We start from the raw sequence: 20110 nt of genomic DNA on the forward strand, positions 1-20110 counted from the left end.
CAAAAGCATGGCCCAGTTCCTCAACACCAAAGAAACCCTTGTAACAGAGGCGATTGACGGTCTTTTGGCCGCTTCTGGCGGCGCATTGACCCGATTGGACGGCTACCCGCATATCAAGGTGGTTTACCGTTCGGATTGGGACAAATCCAAGGTGGCATTGGTGTCTGGTGGCGGGTCTGGTCACGAACCTGCTCATGCTGGGTTTGTCGGGGCTGGCATGCTGACTGCGGCTGTGTGTGGAGAGGTGTTTGCATCGCCTTCGGTTGAGGCGGTTCTTGCGGGCATTCTGGCCGTGACCGGTGAGGCGGGGTGTTTGCTAATTGTGAAAAATTACACTGGTGATCGGTTGAACTTTGGGCTTGCGGCGGAACGCGCCCGCGCCTTGGGGCGCAAGGTTGAGATGGTGGTAGTCGATGATGACATCGCCTTGCCGGATCTGCCGCAGCCGCGTGGAGTGGCCGGGACCTTGTTCGTACACAAAATTGCAGGCGCGCTTGCGGAAGATGGCGCTGACCTGGACACAGTGACCAAGGCTGCAAAAAGCGTCATCGGTAAAGTGGTCAGTATCGGGATGAGCCTCGATACCTGCACCGTTCCGGGATCTCCGAAAGAGGACAGGATTGCACCGGGCAAAGCCGAGTTGGGCTTGGGAATCCATGGCGAACCGGGTGTTGAGCAGGTGGATTTTGCCAACGCGGTCACGGCTATGTCCACCGTCGTAGGAAAGTTAAAACAACGGATTAGCTCGGGGGAATGTGTTGCGTTGGTTAACAACCTCGGGTCTACAACCCCGCTGGAAATGTCCGTGTTGACGCACGCGTTATCCGAAACAGGGATGGCGCGTCACATTATCGGTCCTTCGCCAATGATGACATCTCTGGACATGCACGGATTCTCTGTTTCTGTCTTGCCCGTGAGCGAAGGCGAACTATCGGCGCTTGAAGCTCCGGTCGCTCTCGTGGCATGGCCAGGCGTCAATTCTATTGATCCAATTCAAGTCGCGCCTTTGCCTGATGGCTTGACACCGATTGATCCTATTCCATCCAACAATCCCGCGACGAAGGAAACGATCACGCGATTGTCCGAATTGATGATAAATGCTGAGAAGGACCTGAATGAGTTAGATGCCAAGTCCGGCGATGGAGATACCGGCAGCACATTGGCAACTGCGGCCAGGGCTCTGCAGGGTAGTCTCGACCGAATGCCACTTGCGGATCTGACGCAACTTTTTCCGGCTTTGGGCAACGAACTCAGCCAAACAATGGGTGGTTCTTCAGGGGTCATTCTTGCCATCTTTTTCAATGCAGCAGGAGACGCCTGCGCCAGTGGCGCATCGATCCCGAAGTCTTTGGCGGAAGGTTTGAACCGCGTCAGCCAGGTTGGGGGCGCGAAGGTCGGCGACAGGACAATGATCGACGCGTTGGCACCCGCTTTGGACGCTCTGCCTTTGGGATTGGTCCAAGCTGCACATGCAGCGCGCGAAGGCGCGGACAGCACTGCAAATATTCACCGTGCCAAGGCCGGTCGGGCCGCTTATGTTCCCGAGGAAAACCTGATGGGAAACAACGACCCTGGCGCTGAAGCCGTCGCCTTGCTGTTCGAGGGGTTGGCGCGGGAGATTAAAGGCTGAACGACACGTGAAAGAGCAAAAACACAAACTAGAATTGGTGAACAAACCAACTGTGAATGACATTGCGCGTGTTGCGGGTGTCAGTCTGGCAACCGTTGATCGTGTCCTGAACAGACGGCCGGGCGTTCGTGCAGTGACTGTACAAAAGGTTCAACAGGCAATTAATGAGCTTGGCTATGTCCGCGACACCGCTGCAGCCAACCTTGCGAGAAAGCGTGTCTATAACTTCTTGTTTGTGCTGCCCGATAGCGACAACGAGTTTGTCGAAGCGCTCAGCAAGCAAATCGTAGACCAGTCGCGCGATCAGTTCATCGAGCGGACTCGTATGAAAATCCAACGTGTCGCTCCATTTGATCCCCAGGAAATTGTCGAAATCCTAGACGCCTTGGACATTCGGGAAGTCGATGGCGTCGCTGTCTTCGGTCCGGAAACACCGTCGGTACGTGATGCAGTGAAACGGGTCCGGGACAAAGGCGTTCCAGTCGTCGCGTTGGTGTCCGACCTCCCCAGCTCGGAGCGCGACCACTTCGTCGGAGTTGACAACGTATCGGCTGGTCGGACTGCGGCACAGTTGATGGGGCGCTTTGTGCATCGCAAGGGAAAGTTGTTGGTCTTGACAGGCTCGCGCTTGGCACGGGATCATTTGGAACGACGGCAGGGTTTTGATCTGGTGATTGCCGAAGATTTTCCGCATCTCGAAGTTGTGGCGTCGGTCGAAGGTCGCGATGACCCTGAACTGATTTACAAGATGATGCCCGAGATTTTTGAGACCTATCCAGATCTTGTCGGTATCTATTCTTCCGCTGCTGGCAACGCCGGTTTGATCCAGTTTCTGTCCGACAGCAAAATCAGCAAAGATCTGGTGATCATAGCCCATGAACTCACGCCGCTCAGCCGTGACGCACTGAGCCGTGGAACATTTGATGCGTTAATCTCGCAGGATTCAGGTCACTTGGTCCGATCCGCGGTCCGTCTGTTGCGCGCAACATCAGACAAGGTTCCGTTCAACAAGGCACAAGAACGTATTCGCATCGATATCTATCTGAAGGAAAATTTACCGCCATAGAGGCATCGGTTTTTGGGGAGGAGACATTATGGAAACGATCAAAGGCCCGGCGTTGTTTCTGGCACAGTTCGCCGGAGATGAAGCGCCTTTCAACTCGTGGGACACCATTACCAAATGGGCGGCGGATTGTGGGTACAGAGGCGTTCAGGTGCCCAGTTGGGACGGCCGGTTGTTTGATCTTGAAACCGCTGCCTCAAGCACGGATTACTGCGATGAATTCAAGGGCAAGGCCAAAGAGAACGGCGTGGAAGTGACGGAGTTGTCCACGCATCTTCAGGGCCAACTTGTTGCCGTGCATCCCGCATACGACGCAGCATTCGACGGCTTTGCTGCCGAAAGCGTCAGGGGAAACGCAAAAGCCCGGCAGGAGTGGGCCGTTGATCAGGTTAAGAAGGCGCTGTCAGCTTCCAAAAATTTAGGGATATCTGCGCACGCGACATTCTCTGGCGCGCTCGCATGGCCTTATGTTTACCCTTGGCCGCAACGTCCTGCTGGCCTTATCGAAACAGCATTTGATGAGCTTGCCAGCCGTTGGGTCCCGATCCTGGATCACGCAGAAGATTGTGGAGTCGATGTTTGTTATGAAATCCATCCAGGCGAGGATCTGCATGATGGCGTGACCTATGAGATGTTCCTCGAACGGGCGGGCAATCATACTCGGGCTTGTATGCTGTACGACCCGTCGCATTACGTTCTGCAGTGTCTCGACTACCTTGATAATATCGACATCTACAAAGACCGAATCCGGATGTTCCATGTCAAAGACGCCGAGTTCAACCCGACCGGTCGGCAGGGCGTCTATTCTGGTTATCAAAGCTGGGTTAACCGGGCAGGGCGTTTCCGCTCGCTTGGTGATGGTCAGGTCGACTTTGGGGCCGTTTTTTCGAAGATGGCTGCAAACGATTTTGACGGCTGGGCCGTGGTCGAGTGGGAGTGCTGCTTGAAACACCCAGAAGACGGAGCGCGCGAAGGTGCGCAATTCGTTTCTGACCACATTATCCGTGTCACAGAGAAAGCATTCGACGACTTTGCGGATGGCGGCAGCGATATGGCGGCCAATCGAAAAATGCTGGGGATAGACTGATGGTAACTGGACGCAGTGAAGTAAAATCAGGCCGCATTCGCCTTGGCATGGTTGGTGGCGGCACTGATGCTTTCATAGGAGGTGTGCATCGAATTGCGGCGCGCTTGGATGACAAGTTCGAGTTGGTCGCAGGTGCCTTGTCTTCAACGCCAGAAAAATCTCGAGAAAGCGGAGAAGCGTTGGGGCTCGAACGGGTCTATGACGACTTTAAGCAGATGGCGATCAGAGAAGCGCGTTTGAAATCGGGGATCGAAGCAGTCTCGATCGTCACGCCTAATCACGTTCATTACGCCGCAGCGCGAGAGTTCTTGAAGCGCGGTATTCACGTGATTTGCGACAAGCCCCTCACTTCGACCCTTGCGGATGCCAAGAAGCTCGTGAAGGCGGCGGAGAGTTCAGGCGCGCTGTTCATTCTAACCCATAACTACACCGGTTATCCAATGGTCAGGCAGGCGCGTGAGATGGTCGCCAACGGAGAGATTGGCAATATCCGCGTGGTTCAGGTTGAATATCCGCAGGACTGGTTGACCGAGCAGCAAGACTTTAAGCAAGCCGAATGGCGAACCGATCCTGAGCGTTCCGGAGCAGGGGGATCGACGGGTGACATCGGAACCCACGCCTACAATATCGCCTGCTTTGTGACAGGCTTGAAGGCGGAAAGCCTTGCGGCTGACTTGCAGGCCTTTGTGCCGGGGCGCAGGGTCGACGATAACGCACATGTCCTGCTGCGGTTCGACGGTGGCGCGCGCGGGATGCTGTGGTCGTCCCAAGTTGCCCCCGGCAACGAAAACGCACTGCGATTGCGTGTCTATGGTGAAAAAGGTGGGATCGAGTGGGCGCAGGAAGATCCAAACTATCTTTGGTTTACGCCCTATGGTGAGCCAAAACGACTGATCACCCGCAATGGGGCCGGAGCCGGGGACGCCGCCAACCGTCTGAGCAGGGTGCCTCCGGGCCATCCGGAAGGGTATCTGGAAGGTTTTGCAAATGTCTATAGTGAAGCTGCGGACGCCATAACAGCGTTTCGAAGTGGCAATTCAGCTGATCCATCGGTGATCTATCCCACTGTTCAGGATGGATTGAATGGTGTCAGGTTCGTTGCAGCTTGCGTGCAAAGTTCTGCAAGAAATGCGGCTTGGGTAAAGTTGGAGTAGCGCGACAGTCACCTTGACACTGCGTCTTCCATGATTAATTTTATCAACTAAAATAAAACTCAAAGGATGGCGCCGAATGTATCTTGGATTGGATTTGGGAACGTCGGGACTCAGAGGCATTCTGATCGATGAATCCGGTCTCGTCGTCAGCGACGCAGAAGCTGGCATTTCTACATCGACGCCAAAACCCGGCTGGTCCGAGCAAAATCCGTCAGATTGGATTAGCGCTTGCTTAGAAGTCGTCGCGAATCTCCGTGCGGACAACGAACCGGCATTCGCAAAACTTCGCGGCATTGGTCTGAGCGGACACATGCATGGTGCCACTTTATTGGATGCCAGTGGAAGGGTTCTTAGGCCCTGCATTCTATGGAATGATACACGCTCGGCGGACGAGGCAAGTACACTCGACCAGATTCCACAGATGCGCACCATATCAGGAAACATCGTTTTTCCTGGCTTCACGGCCCCGAAACTGGAATGGGTGCGATCGCACGAGCCCGAGGTGTTCTCAAAAACAGCCAAGGTTCTATTGCCTAAAGACTATCTGCGGTTTTGGCTGACGGGTGAGTACATATCGGACATGTCAGACAGTGCCGGCACATCATGGTTGGACGTAGACAATCGTCAATGGTCGGAAACGGCTTTGGGTTTGGGTCACATGCATGCCTCGCAGATGCCGCGTCTTGTCGAAGGGAACGAACCGGCTGGTGAGTTGAAAACTGAGCTGCGGCGGGCGTGGGGGCTTTCCAATCCTGTCGTTGTGGCAGGTGGCGCAGGTGACAATGCGGCCGCCGCGTGTGGCATCGGGAGCATTCGGGACGGCGCGGGTTTTGTATCTTTGGGAACGTCCGGAGTTCTTCTTGTTGCTCGGGATGCATATGCTCCGGCACCTGAAACTGCAGTACATTGCTTTTGCCACGCTGTTCCCGAAATGTGGATTCAAATGGGGGTCATACTCTCGGCAACAAACAGTATGAATTGGTTGTCTCGCAATCTAAGTCAATCTGTGGAAAAACTGGCGTCGATGGTACCCGACAGTATAACCGGACCCTCCTCGATCGCGTTCCTACCGTACCTTTCAGGCGAGCGAACGCCGCATAACAACAGCCGTATCCGAGCAGCTTTCTTAGGCGTAGATGTCGCGTCGGGCCCCGCTGAACTGACACAATCTGTGATGGAAGGCGTCGCCTTTGCGATGCGGGACTGTCTTGAAGCCTTAAAAAGCACAGGAACCGTACCGACCAACTTGATGGCTGTTGGAGGAGGTGCACGATCCAGGTTCTGGTTGGAAACAATGGCGACCGTATTGCAAGTGCCGTTGGGCTTGCCAAAAGGCAGTGATTTCGGAGCGGCGATGGGCGCAGCGCGCCTCGCTATCTGCGCGGCCAACAACGCAAACCTTGGGGACATCATGACACCGCCCAAAATTCAGGAAGTTATCGATCCACGTAACGATCTGGCCGAACACTATGAAAAGGAATATGGGCGATATCGACAGTATTACATGGCGCTGGCGCCCTTGGCGGCAGGATGACGCCTGCAATGGAATATTCTTCTCGGGTCGAGACGGTTATGCTGATCGATGGCGATATGCGGGCATCGGTGCTGAACTACGGGGCAATCACTCAAAGTTGGTGGTTCAAGGATATACCGCTTATTTTGGGGTTTGATGATCCAATCAAGTACTTACTCGATACAAGTTATGTGGGCGCAGTTGTAGGTCGTGTTGCGAACCGGATCGGCGGCGCGCGGTTCGAGTTGGCAGGCACACGTTTTGGGCTTAGCGCCAATGAGGGTAAGAATACTCTGCATGGCGGGGCTGAGGGGCTTTCCAAACAATTCTGGAACCTTAGACAGACCGCACCGAACGAAGTGGTATTGCACTACCTTTCACACGACGGGGAAAGCGGTTTTCCTGCGAATGTCCGGTTCGAGGTCAGCGTCACGCTGCGGTACCCACGGTTGACCTATATATTAAAAGGTTATCCTGACCGTCCTACGCCGATCAGCCTAACGCAGCATAACTATTATTCGTTGGGCAGCTCAAAAGGTGTCGACGCACACAAGCTGGAACTGGCCTCTGTCCGCTACTTGGAACTAGACGAACAAGGAGTTCCGTCCGGTGCGGTGTGTTCGACCAAGAACGGCGAACTTGATTTCTCTGCGCCCAGATCGATCGGGCATGTTCCAAAGGCCATAGACCACTATTTCTGCTTTGACCTGAATCGCGATCCAACTGGTCCGATCGCGAAGTTCACCGCACCGTCTGGTCTTTCTCTGACTGCATATTCTGACCAACCCGGAGTACAGGTCTATTCGGGTGCCCAATTGGCGAAGCCGCTAAGCGGTTCGGCTGGTTTGTGCATCGAACCCTCCGGATATCCGAATGCGCCCAACATACCCTCGTTTCCTTCGATCATATGCACCTACGAGAAACCGTACAGGCAGGTGCTCACGCTCGAGATTTCGGAAGATGGCAATGAGAGCTAGGTTAGTCATTTCCACCATTGGCTTTTTGATTGCCGGCAATGGCGCCAATGCTCAGGAGCTTGGGCCACCTCCAACTTTCCTAGAACCTGATTTCGACCGCGTTGAACTAGGACAGTTGCTATTCTACGACCCGATTTTGTCCGGCAACAAGAACATCAGTTGCGCGACATGCCATCACCCGAGGTTTGGCACTTCGGACGGCCTTTCGTTAGGAATCGGGGAAGGCGGGATTGGCCTGGCTGCTGAACGCAGGCTGGATCCCCAGAATACGCCGGAGCAACGCATCCCCCGTAATTCACCGGCGCTTTGGAATCTTGGTGCGACAGAGTTTACGACGTTTTTTCATGATGGGCGCCTTGAGGCCGATCCATCACAACCCAACGGGATTAGAACACCTTTGGGGACACATATGCGGTCCGGTTTCCAATCGGCATTAGCGGCGCAGGCGATGTTCCCGGTTCTTTCACCAGACGAAATGGCTGGTCATTACTCGGAAAATGACGTCAGCAAGGCAGTTCGACTCGGGCTTTTGACACAGCAAGGCGGCGCGTGGGATCTGATTGCAGCACGTGTTGCCGCTATCCCAGAATACAAGCAGCGGTTTGAAGCCATTACGCCGGGTGGTGAGATATCTTTCACGGCCATAGCAAATGTGATCGCAGATTTCATCGCGTTCGAATGGCGCGCAGATAACAGTCCTTTTGATCGCGCGATGCGAGGTGAGGGCACACTATCCGAAGACGCCGAACTTGGCATGAACCTGTTTTATGGAGAGGCGGGGTGTAGCGCATGCCACGTGGGATGGTTCCAAACAGATCACAAGTTTCATTCGATCGCTCTTCCGCAAATCGGGCCCGGAAAGGCCGCTCGATTTGAGAACCATATCAGAGATGATGGTCGTCTTCGCGTCACGGGTAACTCCGAGGACGCGTTTGCCTTTCGTACGCCATCGCTCCGCAATGTGACGCTAACCGCTCCTTACGGGCACAATGGAGCATTTGCACGGCTGGAGGATATCGTACGCCACCATCTGGATTCGGTTTCTTCTTTGCGAAGCTACACTACTGAAATGGCTTATTTGCCAGATTTTCCGGGTTCTGAAGACGAAACTCCGCTGCTGGATCAGCAACATCTAGATGCCATAGCCAAAAGCAACGGTTTACCGAAGGTTGTTCTAACGGATAATGAGATCGACGCGTTATTGAGCTTTCTGGCAAGCCTTGAAGACCCTGCTCAGAGGTTGGGCGTTCCTGCCTTTGTTCCAAGCGGTCTGCCGGTAGATCAATAGTCACCTGTGCATTTCAACGATCTGGTTCGGCACGACCTCCTGCCACGCACCGACTTCTCCGTCCGGCCATATAACTCGTAACTGTACTTGGGTCTCGGCCCCCAAGCCGAAATGATGATAGCCGGCCGTGCCTCCTACATGTCCGCCGCCAATGGTAATTTCGCGGGTCTGTAATCCCCGCCTGGTTCGAACCTCGACAAATCCGCCTACCGCTGCCCAATTGAATTTGTCCTGAGTAACTTCTACCAACAGCCAATTGTCACCTGCTGACATATTCTGGTTGACCTCAAGTTTTGATCCACGGTTTACGACCACCAGATCGAGCCGCCCATCGTTGTTCAGATCCGCAAGCGCTGCGCCGCGAGACTTCGCTATCGACGCAACACCAGCCTCTGCCGAAGCTTCGATAAACTGACCTTCCGAATCCTGAACCAAAAGGTTGTTCGGGTCGTTCAGTGCTGCATCGGGCATTTGCTCGACATTGCCTTTGGCGACGAAGATGTCGTCTCTGCCGTCATTGTTGACGTCTCCAAACTGCGCGTGCCAACCGGTCGACGGCCTTCCGTCATTGCCGACATGCGGCCTGTGGGCAGTCGTGCCTTTTTCATAAGTTGCATCGCGCCACGTCGGGCCGCCGGTATCGGGGTCAAAAATTTGGAGTTTTTGGTCACCCATCGAAGTCAAGTAAACCTCAGGAAAGCCGTCTCCGGTCAGATCGCGAGAGGCAATTCCCATGCCCCAGATCGAATAGGGCAGCCATCCGTCTTCGGGCGAATACAATCGGGGCTCTGGCTCCATGGCCCATAGTTGCTCTTGCCCGCCACGAACATAATAGTGGCGGTCGTTGCTGATACGGAGGTCAGCACGTCCGGTTCGCGCCCAGTCTGAAAACAAAATGGAAAGCGAGCAATATCCCGGTTTCAGATGCTGGGGTTGGCCATAACTGTTCCCGTTCGGGCGATAGAGTAGGGTTGGCCCGCAGGATTCAAACGGACCTTCTGGATCGAAGCGATCCACGTAAGTTCCAAACGCCAGAGTCGGCATAGACTGGCCTTCTTCCCAAGTGGCTGAAAACCCTGTGGTCCAGTGATCTTCGGATTGGAACTCGATGTTATCGAAGGGACGAAACTGACAATCCGACTGCCCTTGAAGCAGCACATCTTCGCCAACGCGCAAAATGGCCAGGTCAGTCAAGCCATCGCCGTTAATGTCTAATGGGTAAGCACCGGTTACTCCCGTCAAGAACAGTGGATCCGGCGTTTCAATCCGAAAAGAAATCTCGCCCTGAGAGGTGTTTTTGAACAGCTGAGATCGATTGGATCCGCCCGCGACGAACAATTCGGGAAACGTGTCGCCGTCACAGTCGAAAACTGCTACGCCACCACCCACAAAATGCTCCCAACCGCCGTCGTAGATATGTGCAGGTACATCTATTACTTTGAATTGCGGTTGAGTGCCCGCTTCGGCAGCCGTGGCAAGAAAGAGTAATGCCGCAAGTTCAGGACGCATTCGCCGCAAGCTCCTTCACCTTCAGGATCGAGACTTGTTCGATCCCATAGGCGGCCGCACCTTTGGCCCACATCAGATCACCCCAGTGATGCACTTTGATTTCAGGCAAGGGTGCGTCGACATTCACAACACCATTTCGAATGCGCGTCATAACTTCGGCTGAGCAAAGGTGTTCAAAACTCATTTGCGCGCCCGATACAATAATGCACTGGGGATCGAACAGATTAATCAGATTGGATACCCCAAGCCCGAACATCTGTCCTGCACGCGCTAGAACCGAGGCGGCTCTATCATCACCGGAATTGGCACGAGCGTGGATATCCGAGACCGTTTGCATATTATCGGCGTGACCTGTGACAGTCATTTCCCGGATCAGGGCGTAGTCCCCCACATAGGCTTCCAGACACCCCCGTTGTCCACATTGGCATAATGCGCCATCGAGTTGCACCTTAGTATGCCCAAATTCGGCCCCGCACCCTCTTTCCCCGCGATAAAGTCGGCCGTCCAGAACGATGCCAAGCCCAACACCATGTTCGATCGTGACGACAAGGAAATTCTTCAACCCGTTGCCTAGCCCAGAAAGCTGTTCAGCCTTTGCGACAAGGTTCGCGTCGTTTTCCACGAATGCAGGGCAGGGGAGTTCTTTCGCAAGTAAAGGGCTGAAGTCAATGTTTCTTTCAGTTACCGAGGATGACCAGTGGACAAAGTTCCTTGCCGCATCAATCTGCCCGGCCAATCCGATTGAAACGCCAGCCAAGTGTCCGATTGAAAGACCGACCCGTTGGCACGTAACTTCAAGGGCTTCGCGAATAGTCGATATAAGGTTCGTCGGCGACATTCGGGCGTCTTCAAGCGGGACGTTGTGCGACGTCACCTCGTTGCCTTCAAAATCCACCAATATGACCGAGATCACCTGACGAGCAATCTTCAGGCCCGCAACAAGAATGGATTGGCCATCCAATTGCAGCAAAACTCTGGGCCGACCTCTTTTTCCAGACTTTGACTGAGCTTCGCCTTCGGTTTCCTTGATCAGCCCTGCCGAGATCAGATCAGCCGTCGCTGAAGTGATCGTGGCAGGACTGGTCTCCAAGGCGGATGCGATATCAATCCGCGATACGGATCCATTGCTTCTGATCTGTTCCAACACCCGTAGGCGGGTCGCGTTTCGTTGGTCCAAAGAAACTACAGACGCTTTGCTTTTCAGCATCTTGCCCTCGCGAATCTTACCTTTGGTTCAATCTATTTGAATTTTGATGTGTCTTATAGACTAAATATTTTACCGACTGAAATAAATGTGTTATTTAAAATTGTGAGAGCCGCGAATCGAGTTGAGATGGCTCTGCATATGGGAGGAAATCATGAAAAAAATTCTCAGCTTCTCAGCTGTAGCCACGCTGCTGGCCTCGACTGCGTTCGCAGAGCCGGTAGTCGGCGTAAGCTGGTCCAACTTTCAGGAAGAGCGCTGGAAGACAGACGAAGCCGCGATCAAATCGGCGCTAGAAGCCGGCGGTGCCGAGTATATCTCGGCCGATGCGCAATCATCCTCGGCCAAACAGCTTTCGGATATCGAAAGCCTGATTGCGCAAGGCGTGGACGCGCTTATCATCCTAGCGCAGGACGCGCAGGCCATTGGTCCCGCGGTTCAGGCCGCGGCGGACGAAGGTATTCCTGTGATTGCCTATGACCGTCTGATCGAGGACAACCGAGCATTTTATCTGACCTTCGACAACGTGGAAGTCGGCAGAATGCAGGCTCGGGCTGTCTTTGAGGCCATGCCCAAAGGCAACTACGTGATGATCAAAGGCTCTCCTACTGATCCGAACGCAGATTTCCTGCGCGGTGGTCAGCAAGAGATCATCGGAGCAGCCGTCGACAGCGGTGACATTGTAATTGTTGGTGAAGCCTACACAGATGGTTGGTTGCCCGCGAACGCGCAGCGGAACATGGAACAAATCCTGACCGCGAACGAAAACAACGTGGATGCAGTCGTTGCGTCGAATGACGGTACTGCAGGCGGTGTTGTTGCTGCGCTGACCGCACAGGGTATGGAAGGCATTCCGGTGTCAGGTCAGGATGGCGACCACGCAGCGTTGAACCGCGTTGCGCTGGGCACTCAAACCGTTTCGGTATGGAAGGACGCTCGTGAACTCGGAAAGGCCGCTGGCGAAATCGCAGTCGCACTGAGCGGAGGGACAAGCCCTGCTGATGTCGAAGGTGCAATTAGTTGGACATCACCGGGTGGCACCGAGATGAACTCGGTCTTCCTCGCACCCGTTCCGATCACCAAGGACAACCTATCCGTTGTTGTGGACGCTGGATGGATCCCATTGGAAGATCTGTGTCAGGGCGTTGAAAACGGACCTGCTCCCTGCAACTAAACTTCAAAGTCCCTGGCCCCGTCTGGGCCGGGGACTATTGCTGAATATGAAAGATCGGAAATGACCGAAACTTCGTCTCAGCCGGTACCTGAAAAAGCGAAACCCAGCCTGTTCCAGCAACTGGAACTGGATATGCGGCTTTTGGGAATGATCGGCGCGTTTGTCATCCTGTGCATCGGGTTCAACATCTTCACAGATGGAAGGTTCCTGACGCCGCGCAATCTATTCAACCTGTCCATCCAGACGGTTTCGGTCGCCATTATGGCATGCGGGATGGTATTTATTATCGTCACGCGGCACATCGACTTGTCGGTTGGTGCACTGCTGGCAACAACCTCGGCCGTGATGGCGATGACGCAAACCGAGCTTTTGCCGCAAGTACTTGGTATGGGTCTGAACAATCCTGCAACCTGGGCGATCACCATTGTCGTCGGGTTGTTTGTCGGCACGCTGATTGGTGCGTTTCATGGCTGGATGGTCGGATACCTGACGATACCAGCCTTCATCGTTACGCTTGGTGGGTTTCTGGTTTGGCGAAACGTGGCGTGGTATTTGACTAGCGGTCAGACGATTGGTCCTCTGGATAGTACATTCCTGATGTTTGGCGGGACCAACGGGACATTGGGAACGACGACAAGCTGGCTGTTCGGCTTGTTTGCTACCGCAATCGCGATCTGGGCTTTGTGGAGCAGTCGTCGCGCAAAGGCGGCGCATGGGTTCCCCGTCAAACCTGTCTGGGCCGAGGCCACTTTGGCCGGGATAATCGCGATCGCCATCCTCGGGTACGTTTACATCGTAAACAGCTACGCCATACCAACGCGTCGGCTGCAACGTATGTTCGAAGCGCGCGGAGAGACAATGCCAGAGGGGCTGGTCGTCGGATACGGCATACCGATTTCTGTACTCATCCTAATCATCGTGGCTGTCACGCTGACAATTGTGGCGCGAAAAACCCGGTTTGGTCGGTACATCTTTGCCACTGGCGGCAACCCGGATGCGGCAGAGCTTTCGGGTATCAACACTCGACTGCTAACCGTGAAAATCTTTGCTTTGATGGGTTTCTTGTGCGCCGTGTCCGCGGTGGTCGCCTCGGCCCGCTTGGCGAACCATTCGAACGACATTGGTACGCTCGACGAACTTCGGGTCATAGCAGCTGCAGTGATCGGAGGAACCGCATTGTCGGGCGGCATCGGCACTATCTATGGCGCGATCCTGGGTGCATTGATCATGCAGGCGCTGCAATCGGGCATGGCAATGGTTGGCGTTGACGCGCCGTTTCAGAACATCGTCGTCGGCAGCGTCCTCGTGTTGGCCGTCTATATCGACATCGTTTACCGCAAGCGACTGGGGGCAAAGTGATGCAAGCTCAGGATACGCAGAAAAAACCTTCTGGCACTGGGCGCGGTTCAGGCGCGCCGCCATTGGTCGAGATGCGCGACATCTCGATTTCCTTCGGTGGGATCAAGGCCGTCGACCATGTGTCGGTCGATCTCTATCCGGGTGAAGTCGTTGGCCTGCTTGGCCACAACGGGGCCGGAAAGTCCACGTTGATCAAGGTATTGTCCGGCGCCTATCAGATGGACCACGGCGAAATTCTGATCGATGGCAAGCCGGTCGAGATTGGCAATCCCCGTGACGCCCGGGCGAACAATATCGAAACGATATATCAGACGCTCGCCTTGGCCGACAATCTGGACGCGACATCAAACCTGTTCCTGGGGCGCGAGATGACGACGCCTTTTGGCTTGGTCAACGACGCAGCCATGGAGGCCGAGTGCCGAAAGATCATGGCGCAGCTCAACCCGAACTTTCAGAAGTTCAATGACCCGGTCTCCGCCTTGTCGGGTGGGCAAAGACAATCAGTGGCGATTGCTCGGGCCGTCTATTTCAATGCCCGTATCCTGATCATGGATGAACCCACAGCAGCGCTTGGGCCGCATGAAACTCAGATGGTGGCGGATCTGATCCACCAGCTGAAGGCGCAAGGCATCGGGATATTTCTGATCGATCACGACGTGCATGCCGTCATGGAACTGTGCGACCGCGCATCGGTCATGAAGAACGGAAAACTGGTTGGGACGGTCGATATCTCAGACGTAACTGATGACGATCTTTTGTCGATGATCATTCTCGGCAAACAGCCAGCACAAAAAGCAGAGTAGGGGGCAGAAATGCCAAGTGGATTTTTTGAAGGGATCGAGAAGGTCCAGTTTGAAGGCGTGGACAGCAAGAACCCGTTGGCCTTTCGTCACTACGACCCGGATGAAATAATCATGGGCAAGCGTATGGAGGACCATCTGCGGTTTGCAGTGGCCTGGTGGCATTCATTCGCGTGGGAGGGCGGAGACCCCTTTGGTGGACCTACGTTCGAACGCCCATGGTATCCTCAGGACGATATGGGCCGGGCCCGACAGAAGGCAGATATTGCATTCGAATTGTTTGCGCTTTTGGGGCAGCCATTCTTTTGCTGGCACGACGCTGACATCCGGCCCGAACAGGGAAATTTTGCCGATAACCTGCGCACATTGGAAGATATCACCGATTATATCGGTGAAAAGATGCAGGTGTCTGGTACCAAGCTGCTTTGGGGCACGGCCAATATGTTCAGCCATCGTCGCTGGATGTCTGGCGCCAGTACCAATCCTGATCCCGACGTTTTTGCATTCGCTGCAGCGACCGTGAAATCCTGCATGGATGCAACTCACAAGCTCGGCGGCGAAAACTATGTTCTGTGGGGTGGTCGTGAGGGCTACGAAACCCTTCTGAACACGGATTTGAAAACCGAGTTGGACCACATGGGCCGTTTCTTGAACATGGTCGTTGAATACAAACACAAGATTGGGTTCAAAGGAACTATTCTCGTTGAGCCCAAGCCTCAGGAGCCGTCCAAACACCAATACGACTACGACGCCGCGACTTGTATTGGATTTCTCAGGAAGTACGGGTTGGAGGACGAGGTCAAGTTGAACCTGGAGCAGGGGCATGCGATCCTGGCCGGACACAGTTTCGAGCATGAAATTGCGGTCGCCGCTGCCGAAGGGATGCTTGGCTCAATCGACATGAACCGAAACGATTACCAATCCGGATGGGATACGGACCAGTTCCCGAATAACACGCCAGAGGTTGCTTTGGCATATTACTACATCCTGAAAGCTGGTGGCTTTACAACTGGGGGCACAAATTTTGACGCCAAAATTCGTCGGCAATCGCTTGATGCAAAAGATCTTGTTGCAGCCCATGTCGGTGGAATGGACATTTGTGCACGAGGCTTGAAAGCTGCGGCTGCAATGATTGAAGACGGTGGCTTGGAGGACGCGCTAACGGAACGGTATTCCGGTTGGAACACGCCGGAAGCAGTTTCTATGTTGAGTAGCAGTCTGGAAGAGATTTCTGCCCGGGTTCTGCAGGAAAATACCAACCCGAAACCACAATCTGGGCGTCAGGAGATTCTAGAGAATTATGTGAACAGGTTTGTGTGACCAAGGAAAACTGCAATCGGGGAACTGTCAAAAGAATCTTGTCAGAAGAACTTTGCTTGGGCGGGGTAAGGGTGTTGCGTAGCTTTTGCCCATGACCAGACCCGCATCTTTCAAATACTATAATAACCAGTTCTGAGATCATCCGCTTGACCGTGATGCTGTACATCCGATTCCCGCTCTCGCTTCGGAATGCCGTAGATCTGTTGCACGAGCGAGGCATCGACGTGAGTCACGAAACCGACTGCTACTGTTGGAACAGGTTCGGTCCAATGTTTGCCTTTGATATCCGAAGAATGCGGGTGCAACAACTGCGCGCACTCTCGATATGGAAGTGGCACGCCGACGAGATTTTGTGAAGGTGAATGGTAAGAGACATTGCCTCTGGCGGGTTGTTGATCACGAAGGCGAGGTGCTCGAAACCGTTGTCACCAAACGCCGAAACGAGTAGCCGCTTATTTCGGGATCAAGATCAGTGGTTTTGGGGCTGGGTAAACAGCCTACTGTAGTCACTGCAGTGATCAGTCACCATTTAGTGCGAACAAAGGATTACAGCGGGCATTGACGCTCAGCTATCGTCGGACAAGCGCCAGATGTCTTGCTCTCCAAACCCACGGATTGTTCGCGCGCCGACATTCTCAAGGTCAAACTGATCTTTGAGGACCTGCGCGACTTCGTCCTGGACTGAAATCTGCATCGGGTCAGAGAATTCCTGAAGTCTGGAGGCCAGATTCACAGCCGGACCAAAGATATCGTACACATACTTCTGGATGCCAACGACCGACCCGACTACCGATCCCGTGGCCAGTCCAATTCTGCACCGCCACTGATGCGGATGGCTCAGGTTTCGGCGGGTCAAATAGCGTACGAAACGAATGGCTGTGTTTGCGATTGCCTTGGCGTGATCCGGAGTCGGATCGGGCAGACCAGCGACGGTGATATATGCGTCTCCGATCGTCTTGATCCGTTCGCAACCGAATTGCTCACCTATGCGATCGAACGCGCTGTAGATATCATTCAGTTCGGTGACCGTGACGCTTGGGTCCTGCGAGGCGACCATATCCGTGAACCCCACGAAATCGAGCATCAGGACGGAGACGGGATCATAGAGTTGTGGCGTGACCACGCCGAAAGTCTTGTACTCTTCGTAGACCGACCGGGGCATCAGATTTAGCAGCAGTTTTTCAACCTGCTCCTTTTCCCGCTTCAACTCGCGCGTGTTCCGTTCCACCATCATCGAATAGGAGTCGATCATGGACTCCAGCTCTTTGATACGGGTGATGTTCTGACATACCAGAACCAGCACATCGTCATGCGCGACCGTGAAATCGAGTGCGATCACCAGTGTGCGGCGTTTCTTTTTGAACGTGATTTCTGATGTATGTCGCCCGGTGCCGGACAGGCTTGTTTGCACTGTGTCGATATCCAGATCAGGAAAGAGCTGCTGCAATTGGTCTGAAGGGCCATCGGCACTGAACCACTCGTCAAACGTATCATTGCGGAACCCAAACTTCAGCGATTGACGGTCCAGTAGGGCAACGCCCACACCAATCGCGCGAAGGAGCTGTTCATTGATGGCTTCGATGGTCATGATTTATCCAACAATCAAGGGGCGACGTTTACTGAATTCCGCGACAACGATATCGATATCCTCGGCATCCACGCCGTGTCTTTGCAAAGCATCACGGAGCACGACCTCCAACTCGTCGAAATGGTCATCCGTAATTGCGAGATGAGAGTGTAACTGGCGCAGTTGATTGTCGGTGTAGGAGGCCGGACCACCAAGGAGCGACGCTATGAACTTGGTCTGATGGTCGACCATGCGACTCATATCCACGTTGTCGAAGAATGGTCCAACCTCGTCATTGTCGAGCAGGATGTCATAGAACGAGAACACGATCTTGCTGATCTGTGAAAACCCACCGTACTTTTCATAAAGTGTGCGCTCGGCCATAACAAAATCCCCCTTAAACAAACTAATACCAAGAAAATGGTGGATCGACTACACCGGGTGATCTTCATCGTTCTTTGACGGTTGGGTCAAAGAACGATGAGCCAGTGATTCACGATCTCAGCTGCGCTGCATGACAATTTCAGCGTACTCGGATGAGATGCAAAGTGTGTCATTGCCTGAGATATCGAACTTCTCGATCAGGGCCATGATATCGCGCTGCAGCGCCTCTTGTCCCGATGCGTCCAGTGCATCGAAGGCCTTTTGCATCGGGCCATAGAACGTCCGAAAATACTCTAGGAAGTGTTCGGCTGAACGGTAGCGGAACATGAAGTTCTTGCGTCGGAACGAAACGATGGTGCTGTGCGATCCGAAGGCTTCTTCAATCCAGTCCCGGCTGCCCCACAAAGCCGGAGAGCTTACGCCAGCAGGTGGAGGCACATGTTTACCGATCGTTTTGAACAGAAGGCCGATGAAGCTGTCCGGCGTCCAGTTGGCCAGACCAATCTTGCCGCCGCGTTTGACGACCCGTTGCAGCTCTGCTGCTGATTGTTGTTGGTTCGGTGTGAACATCACGCCGAACGTCGAAACCACCGCGTCGCAGGATTGATCATCGAAAGGCAGGTTTTCGGCGTCGGCAACCTTGTAGGTCACGAACAGACCTTCCGCTTTGGCGCGCTGGCTGCTGGCGTCCAGCAGGGCTTCTACATAGTCGGTCGATGTAACATCACAAAAGCGCCGGGCGAAGGCCAGGGTGGCATTACCATTCCCGGCGGCGACATCCAGTACCTTGGAACCGGGCATCAGATCCATGGTTTCAGCCAGTTCTTCACCCGTAATTTGAAGGGTGACACCCACTTTGCTGTAGTCGCCGGAGCCCCAGGCGACGTTTTGCTTTGCTTTGATTGCCGCAAAGTCTGTGGTGGCGTTGATCGATGTTTGAATACCCATGATATTGCTCCTTTTGATGTGGCAGTGGTTTGATGAAGGCCGCATTGCTAAATGCGGCCCCGGTCAGGCAGCTTGACGTTCTGGCCAGCTGACAGTTTCAACGGGCCGCTCCACATTGGCCACGTGTTCGAAAATCCTTGCGTTGATCCATTCGGGCTGGAAGACCGGCGCCATATGGCCCAGCTCGGGCAGCAACGCGATCCGCGCATTGGGCAAAGCCTTCGCGATCTCGACCGAGACGTGCTGCGCAATCTCAGGTGACTCCAAACCAGTCATTACCAACGTCGGTATTTCAAGCTTGGACAGGTCCTTCAGTTGCCAGGTTTCAGCAAAACCTTTTGCAAAATCAGACATGACTGATGGGATCATCCCAATGAACCGGTCCCGGGCCTGCGCGGGCAGCGAGTTCCAAAACCCCTTCTCGTTCCAGAAATCCAAAAAGTGATGCATACCAGCAGCGGCATCGCCATCCGCTGCTGCGGCGCTCACCACACCCGCGAGAAGCTGGATTTGCCCGAACAGTTTCTTGCTGACCTCATTGCCAGCCTTCAGAAAATGAAAGGCTGCAGGCTCATATACCGTCAGGCTTTTGACAAGATCAGGACGCATCAACGCGATTTTGATGGCAATACCTCCGCCGTTGGAATGTCCAACAAGATGAACGGGGCGTCCCAGCGCTTCGATTTCGTGGATTACCGGTATGGCAGAAAACGCCGCACCGTTTTGAGAGTTATCTCCAGTCAACGGGCTACGACCGTACCCGGGAAGATCAACAGCGTGAACACTAAAGCGACCTTCCAGATCCGCCGCCAGTTGGTTCCATTGCCCACTATTGGACGCCGAAGAATGCAACGCAAAAATAGGTGCGTTAATCATTTCAGTAGTTCTAAAAGAAATAGTCATCGTTCTTACCCAATCGCACTTAAGATGGGCAATAACTGACCTTTCTATGTTTCATTGTGATGTCTGGAAGCGGTGCCAAGTGTTTCAGTTGTTGCTCTGTGAAGCAGGTCACACAACTTGCTATCCGGCTCAAAAACAAACAGGTTTATCGGCCGGTACTTGGCTGAGTTGGCACCTATTGAAACAATTGAAACACGCGATGCTGATTTTGAAATGGCATTGAAACAATG

The 20110-nt window shown here is 54.0% G+C and carries 17 protein-coding genes and 1 pseudogene; 12 read left to right on the plus strand and 6 right to left on the minus strand.

The features are described from left to right. Positions 1–7 precede the first annotated feature (7 nt). The 7 genes from ACRZ9U_RS07805 (at position 8) to ACRZ9U_RS07835 (ending at position 8712) form a co-directional block, all read left to right on the plus strand. Positions 8–1630: a dihydroxyacetone kinase subunit DhaK gene (locus ACRZ9U_RS07805; RefSeq protein ID WP_170403460.1), complete on the plus strand. Its 1623-nt coding sequence runs from the start codon at positions 8–10 to the stop codon at positions 1628–1630. Between the two features lie 7 nt (positions 1631–1637). Further along, positions 1638–2696, plus strand: a complete 1059-nt coding sequence (locus ACRZ9U_RS07810; RefSeq protein WP_480758950.1) for a LacI family DNA-binding transcriptional regulator — start codon at positions 1638–1640, stop codon at positions 2694–2696. A gap of 28 nt (positions 2697–2724) precedes the next feature. Next, entirely contained in the window at positions 2725–3780 is a 1056-nt protein-coding gene (locus ACRZ9U_RS07815; protein WP_170734717.1) for a sugar phosphate isomerase/epimerase family protein, read from the plus strand. Further along, positions 3780–4934: a Gfo/Idh/MocA family protein gene (locus tag ACRZ9U_RS07820; RefSeq protein ID WP_170403456.1), complete on the plus strand. Its 1155-nt coding sequence runs from the start codon at positions 3780–3782 to the stop codon at positions 4932–4934. Before ACRZ9U_RS07815 ends, ACRZ9U_RS07820 begins: the two co-directional genes overlap by 1 nt. A 76-nt stretch (positions 4935–5010) precedes the next feature. Next, positions 5011–6468, plus strand: a complete 1458-nt coding sequence (gene xylB / locus ACRZ9U_RS07825; RefSeq protein ID WP_170403453.1) for a xylulokinase — start codon at positions 5011–5013, stop codon at positions 6466–6468. A gap of 8 nt (positions 6469–6476) precedes the next feature. Then, positions 6477–7424 carry an aldose epimerase family protein gene (locus ACRZ9U_RS07830; protein WP_170403451.1) on the plus strand — a complete coding sequence of 316 codons (948 nt, stop codon included), beginning with the start codon at positions 6477–6479 and terminating at the stop codon, positions 7422–7424. Continuing rightward, positions 7414–8712: a cytochrome c peroxidase gene (locus ACRZ9U_RS07835; protein ID WP_170403449.1), complete on the plus strand. Its 1299-nt coding sequence runs from the start codon at positions 7414–7416 to the stop codon at positions 8710–8712. The genes ACRZ9U_RS07830 and ACRZ9U_RS07835 overlap by 11 nt, the downstream gene beginning before the upstream one ends. Here ACRZ9U_RS07835 and ACRZ9U_RS07840 read toward each other — a convergent pair whose 3' ends face one another. Together ACRZ9U_RS07840 and ACRZ9U_RS07845 are read right to left on the minus strand one after the other, a co-directional pair. Then, entirely contained in the window at positions 8713–10221 is a 1509-nt protein-coding gene (locus ACRZ9U_RS07840) for a CRTAC1 family protein (RefSeq protein WP_170403447.1), read from the minus strand. Then, the gene (locus tag ACRZ9U_RS07845; protein ID WP_170403445.1) at positions 10211–11428 is read right to left on the minus strand and encodes an ROK family transcriptional regulator; all 1218 of its coding nucleotides are present in this window, start codon (positions 11426–11428) and stop codon (positions 10211–10213) included. The genes ACRZ9U_RS07840 and ACRZ9U_RS07845 overlap by 11 nt, the downstream gene beginning before the upstream one ends. A 151-nt stretch (positions 11429–11579) precedes the next feature. On the opposite strand from ACRZ9U_RS07845, the gene xylF reads away from it, so the two are divergent. From xylF to ACRZ9U_RS07870, 5 genes and pseudogenes are all read left to right on the plus strand, one after another. After that, positions 11580–12599, plus strand: a complete 1020-nt coding sequence (xylF, locus tag ACRZ9U_RS07850; protein ID WP_170403442.1) for a D-xylose ABC transporter substrate-binding protein — start codon at positions 11580–11582, stop codon at positions 12597–12599. 60 nt (positions 12600–12659) lie between these two features. Beyond that, entirely contained in the window at positions 12660–13958 is a 1299-nt protein-coding gene (locus tag ACRZ9U_RS07855) for a sugar ABC transporter permease (RefSeq protein WP_170396208.1), read from the plus strand. Next, on the plus strand, positions 13958–14761 hold the full coding sequence (locus tag ACRZ9U_RS07860; protein WP_170403439.1) for an ATP-binding cassette domain-containing protein: 804 nt from the start codon (positions 13958–13960) through the stop codon (positions 14759–14761). Before ACRZ9U_RS07855 ends, ACRZ9U_RS07860 begins: the two co-directional genes overlap by 1 nt. A 9-nt stretch (positions 14762–14770) precedes the next feature. Further along, on the plus strand, positions 14771–16078 hold the full coding sequence (gene xylA, locus ACRZ9U_RS07865) for a xylose isomerase (RefSeq protein ID WP_170734721.1): 1308 nt from the start codon (positions 14771–14773) through the stop codon (positions 16076–16078). Between the two features lie 91 nt (positions 16079–16169). Further along, positions 16170–16520: pseudogene (locus ACRZ9U_RS07870) on the plus strand (DDE-type integrase/transposase/recombinase); the annotation flags it as partial. 123 nt (positions 16521–16643) lie between these two features. Here ACRZ9U_RS07870 and ACRZ9U_RS07875 read toward each other — a convergent pair. The 4 genes from ACRZ9U_RS07875 to ACRZ9U_RS07890 all read right to left on the minus strand — a co-directional run bounded on the left by ACRZ9U_RS07875 (position 16644) and on the right by ACRZ9U_RS07890 (position 19853). Next, positions 16644–17666, minus strand: a complete 1023-nt coding sequence (locus ACRZ9U_RS07875) for an adenylate/guanylate cyclase domain-containing protein (protein ID WP_170396212.1) — start codon at positions 17664–17666, stop codon at positions 16644–16646. 3 nt (positions 17667–17669) lie between these two features. Continuing rightward, positions 17670–18029 (minus strand): group I truncated hemoglobin, encoded by a 360-nt coding sequence (locus ACRZ9U_RS07880; protein ID WP_170403431.1) that lies wholly within the window; start codon positions 18027–18029, stop codon positions 17670–17672. Positions 18030–18146: 117 nt separating this feature from the next. Continuing rightward, positions 18147–18977 (minus strand): class I SAM-dependent methyltransferase, encoded by an 831-nt coding sequence (locus tag ACRZ9U_RS07885; protein ID WP_170403428.1) that lies wholly within the window; start codon positions 18975–18977, stop codon positions 18147–18149. A 63-nt stretch (positions 18978–19040) separates the two neighbouring features. Beyond that, the gene (locus ACRZ9U_RS07890; RefSeq protein ID WP_480885744.1) at positions 19041–19853 is read right to left on the minus strand and encodes an alpha/beta fold hydrolase; all 813 of its coding nucleotides are present in this window, start codon (positions 19851–19853) and stop codon (positions 19041–19043) included. Between the last annotated feature and the right edge of the window lie 257 nt (positions 19854–20110).

Source organism: Ruegeria sp. D7, assembly GCF_056534355.1.

Bases quoted from the DNA above. Each gene is read 5' to 3' on its own strand.
- ACRZ9U_RS07805 (WP_170403460.1), top strand. From the start codon at position 8: ATGGCCCAGTTCCTCAACACCAAAGAAACCCTTGTAACAGAGGCGATT.
- ACRZ9U_RS07815 (WP_170734717.1), top strand. From the start codon at position 2,725: ATGGAAACGATCAAAGGCCCGGCGTTGTTTCTGGCACAGTTCGCCGGA.
- ACRZ9U_RS07820 (WP_170403456.1), top strand. From the start codon at position 3,780: ATGGTAACTGGACGCAGTGAAGTAAAATCAGGCCGCATTCGCCTTGGC.
- xylB (WP_170403453.1), top strand. From the start codon at position 5,011: ATGTATCTTGGATTGGATTTGGGAACGTCGGGACTCAGAGGCATTCTG.
- ACRZ9U_RS07830 (WP_170403451.1), top strand. From the start codon at position 6,477: ATGGAATATTCTTCTCGGGTCGAGACGGTTATGCTGATCGATGGCGAT.
- ACRZ9U_RS07835 (WP_170403449.1), top strand. From the start codon at position 7,414: ATGAGAGCTAGGTTAGTCATTTCCACCATTGGCTTTTTGATTGCCGGC.
- ACRZ9U_RS07840 (WP_170403447.1), bottom strand. From the start codon at position 10,221: ATGCGTCCTGAACTTGCGGCATTACTCTTTCTTGCCACGGCTGCCGAA.
- ACRZ9U_RS07845 (WP_170403445.1), bottom strand. From the start codon at position 11,428: ATGCTGAAAAGCAAAGCGTCTGTAGTTTCTTTGGACCAACGAAACGCG.
- xylF (WP_170403442.1), top strand. From the start codon at position 11,580: ATGAAAAAAATTCTCAGCTTCTCAGCTGTAGCCACGCTGCTGGCCTCG.
- ACRZ9U_RS07855 (WP_170396208.1), top strand. From the start codon at position 12,660: ATGACCGAAACTTCGTCTCAGCCGGTACCTGAAAAAGCGAAACCCAGC.
- ACRZ9U_RS07860 (WP_170403439.1), top strand. From the start codon at position 13,958: ATGCAAGCTCAGGATACGCAGAAAAAACCTTCTGGCACTGGGCGCGGT.
- xylA (WP_170734721.1), top strand. From the start codon at position 14,771: ATGCCAAGTGGATTTTTTGAAGGGATCGAGAAGGTCCAGTTTGAAGGC.
- ACRZ9U_RS07875 (WP_170396212.1), bottom strand. From the start codon at position 17,666: ATGACCATCGAAGCCATCAATGAACAGCTCCTTCGCGCGATTGGTGTG.
- ACRZ9U_RS07880 (WP_170403431.1), bottom strand. From the start codon at position 18,029: ATGGCCGAGCGCACACTTTATGAAAAGTACGGTGGGTTTTCACAGATC.
- ACRZ9U_RS07885 (WP_170403428.1), bottom strand. From the start codon at position 18,977: ATGGGTATTCAAACATCGATCAACGCCACCACAGACTTTGCGGCAATC.
- ACRZ9U_RS07890 (WP_480885744.1), bottom strand. From the start codon at position 19,853: ATGATTAACGCACCTATTTTTGCGTTGCATTCTTCGGCGTCCAATAGT.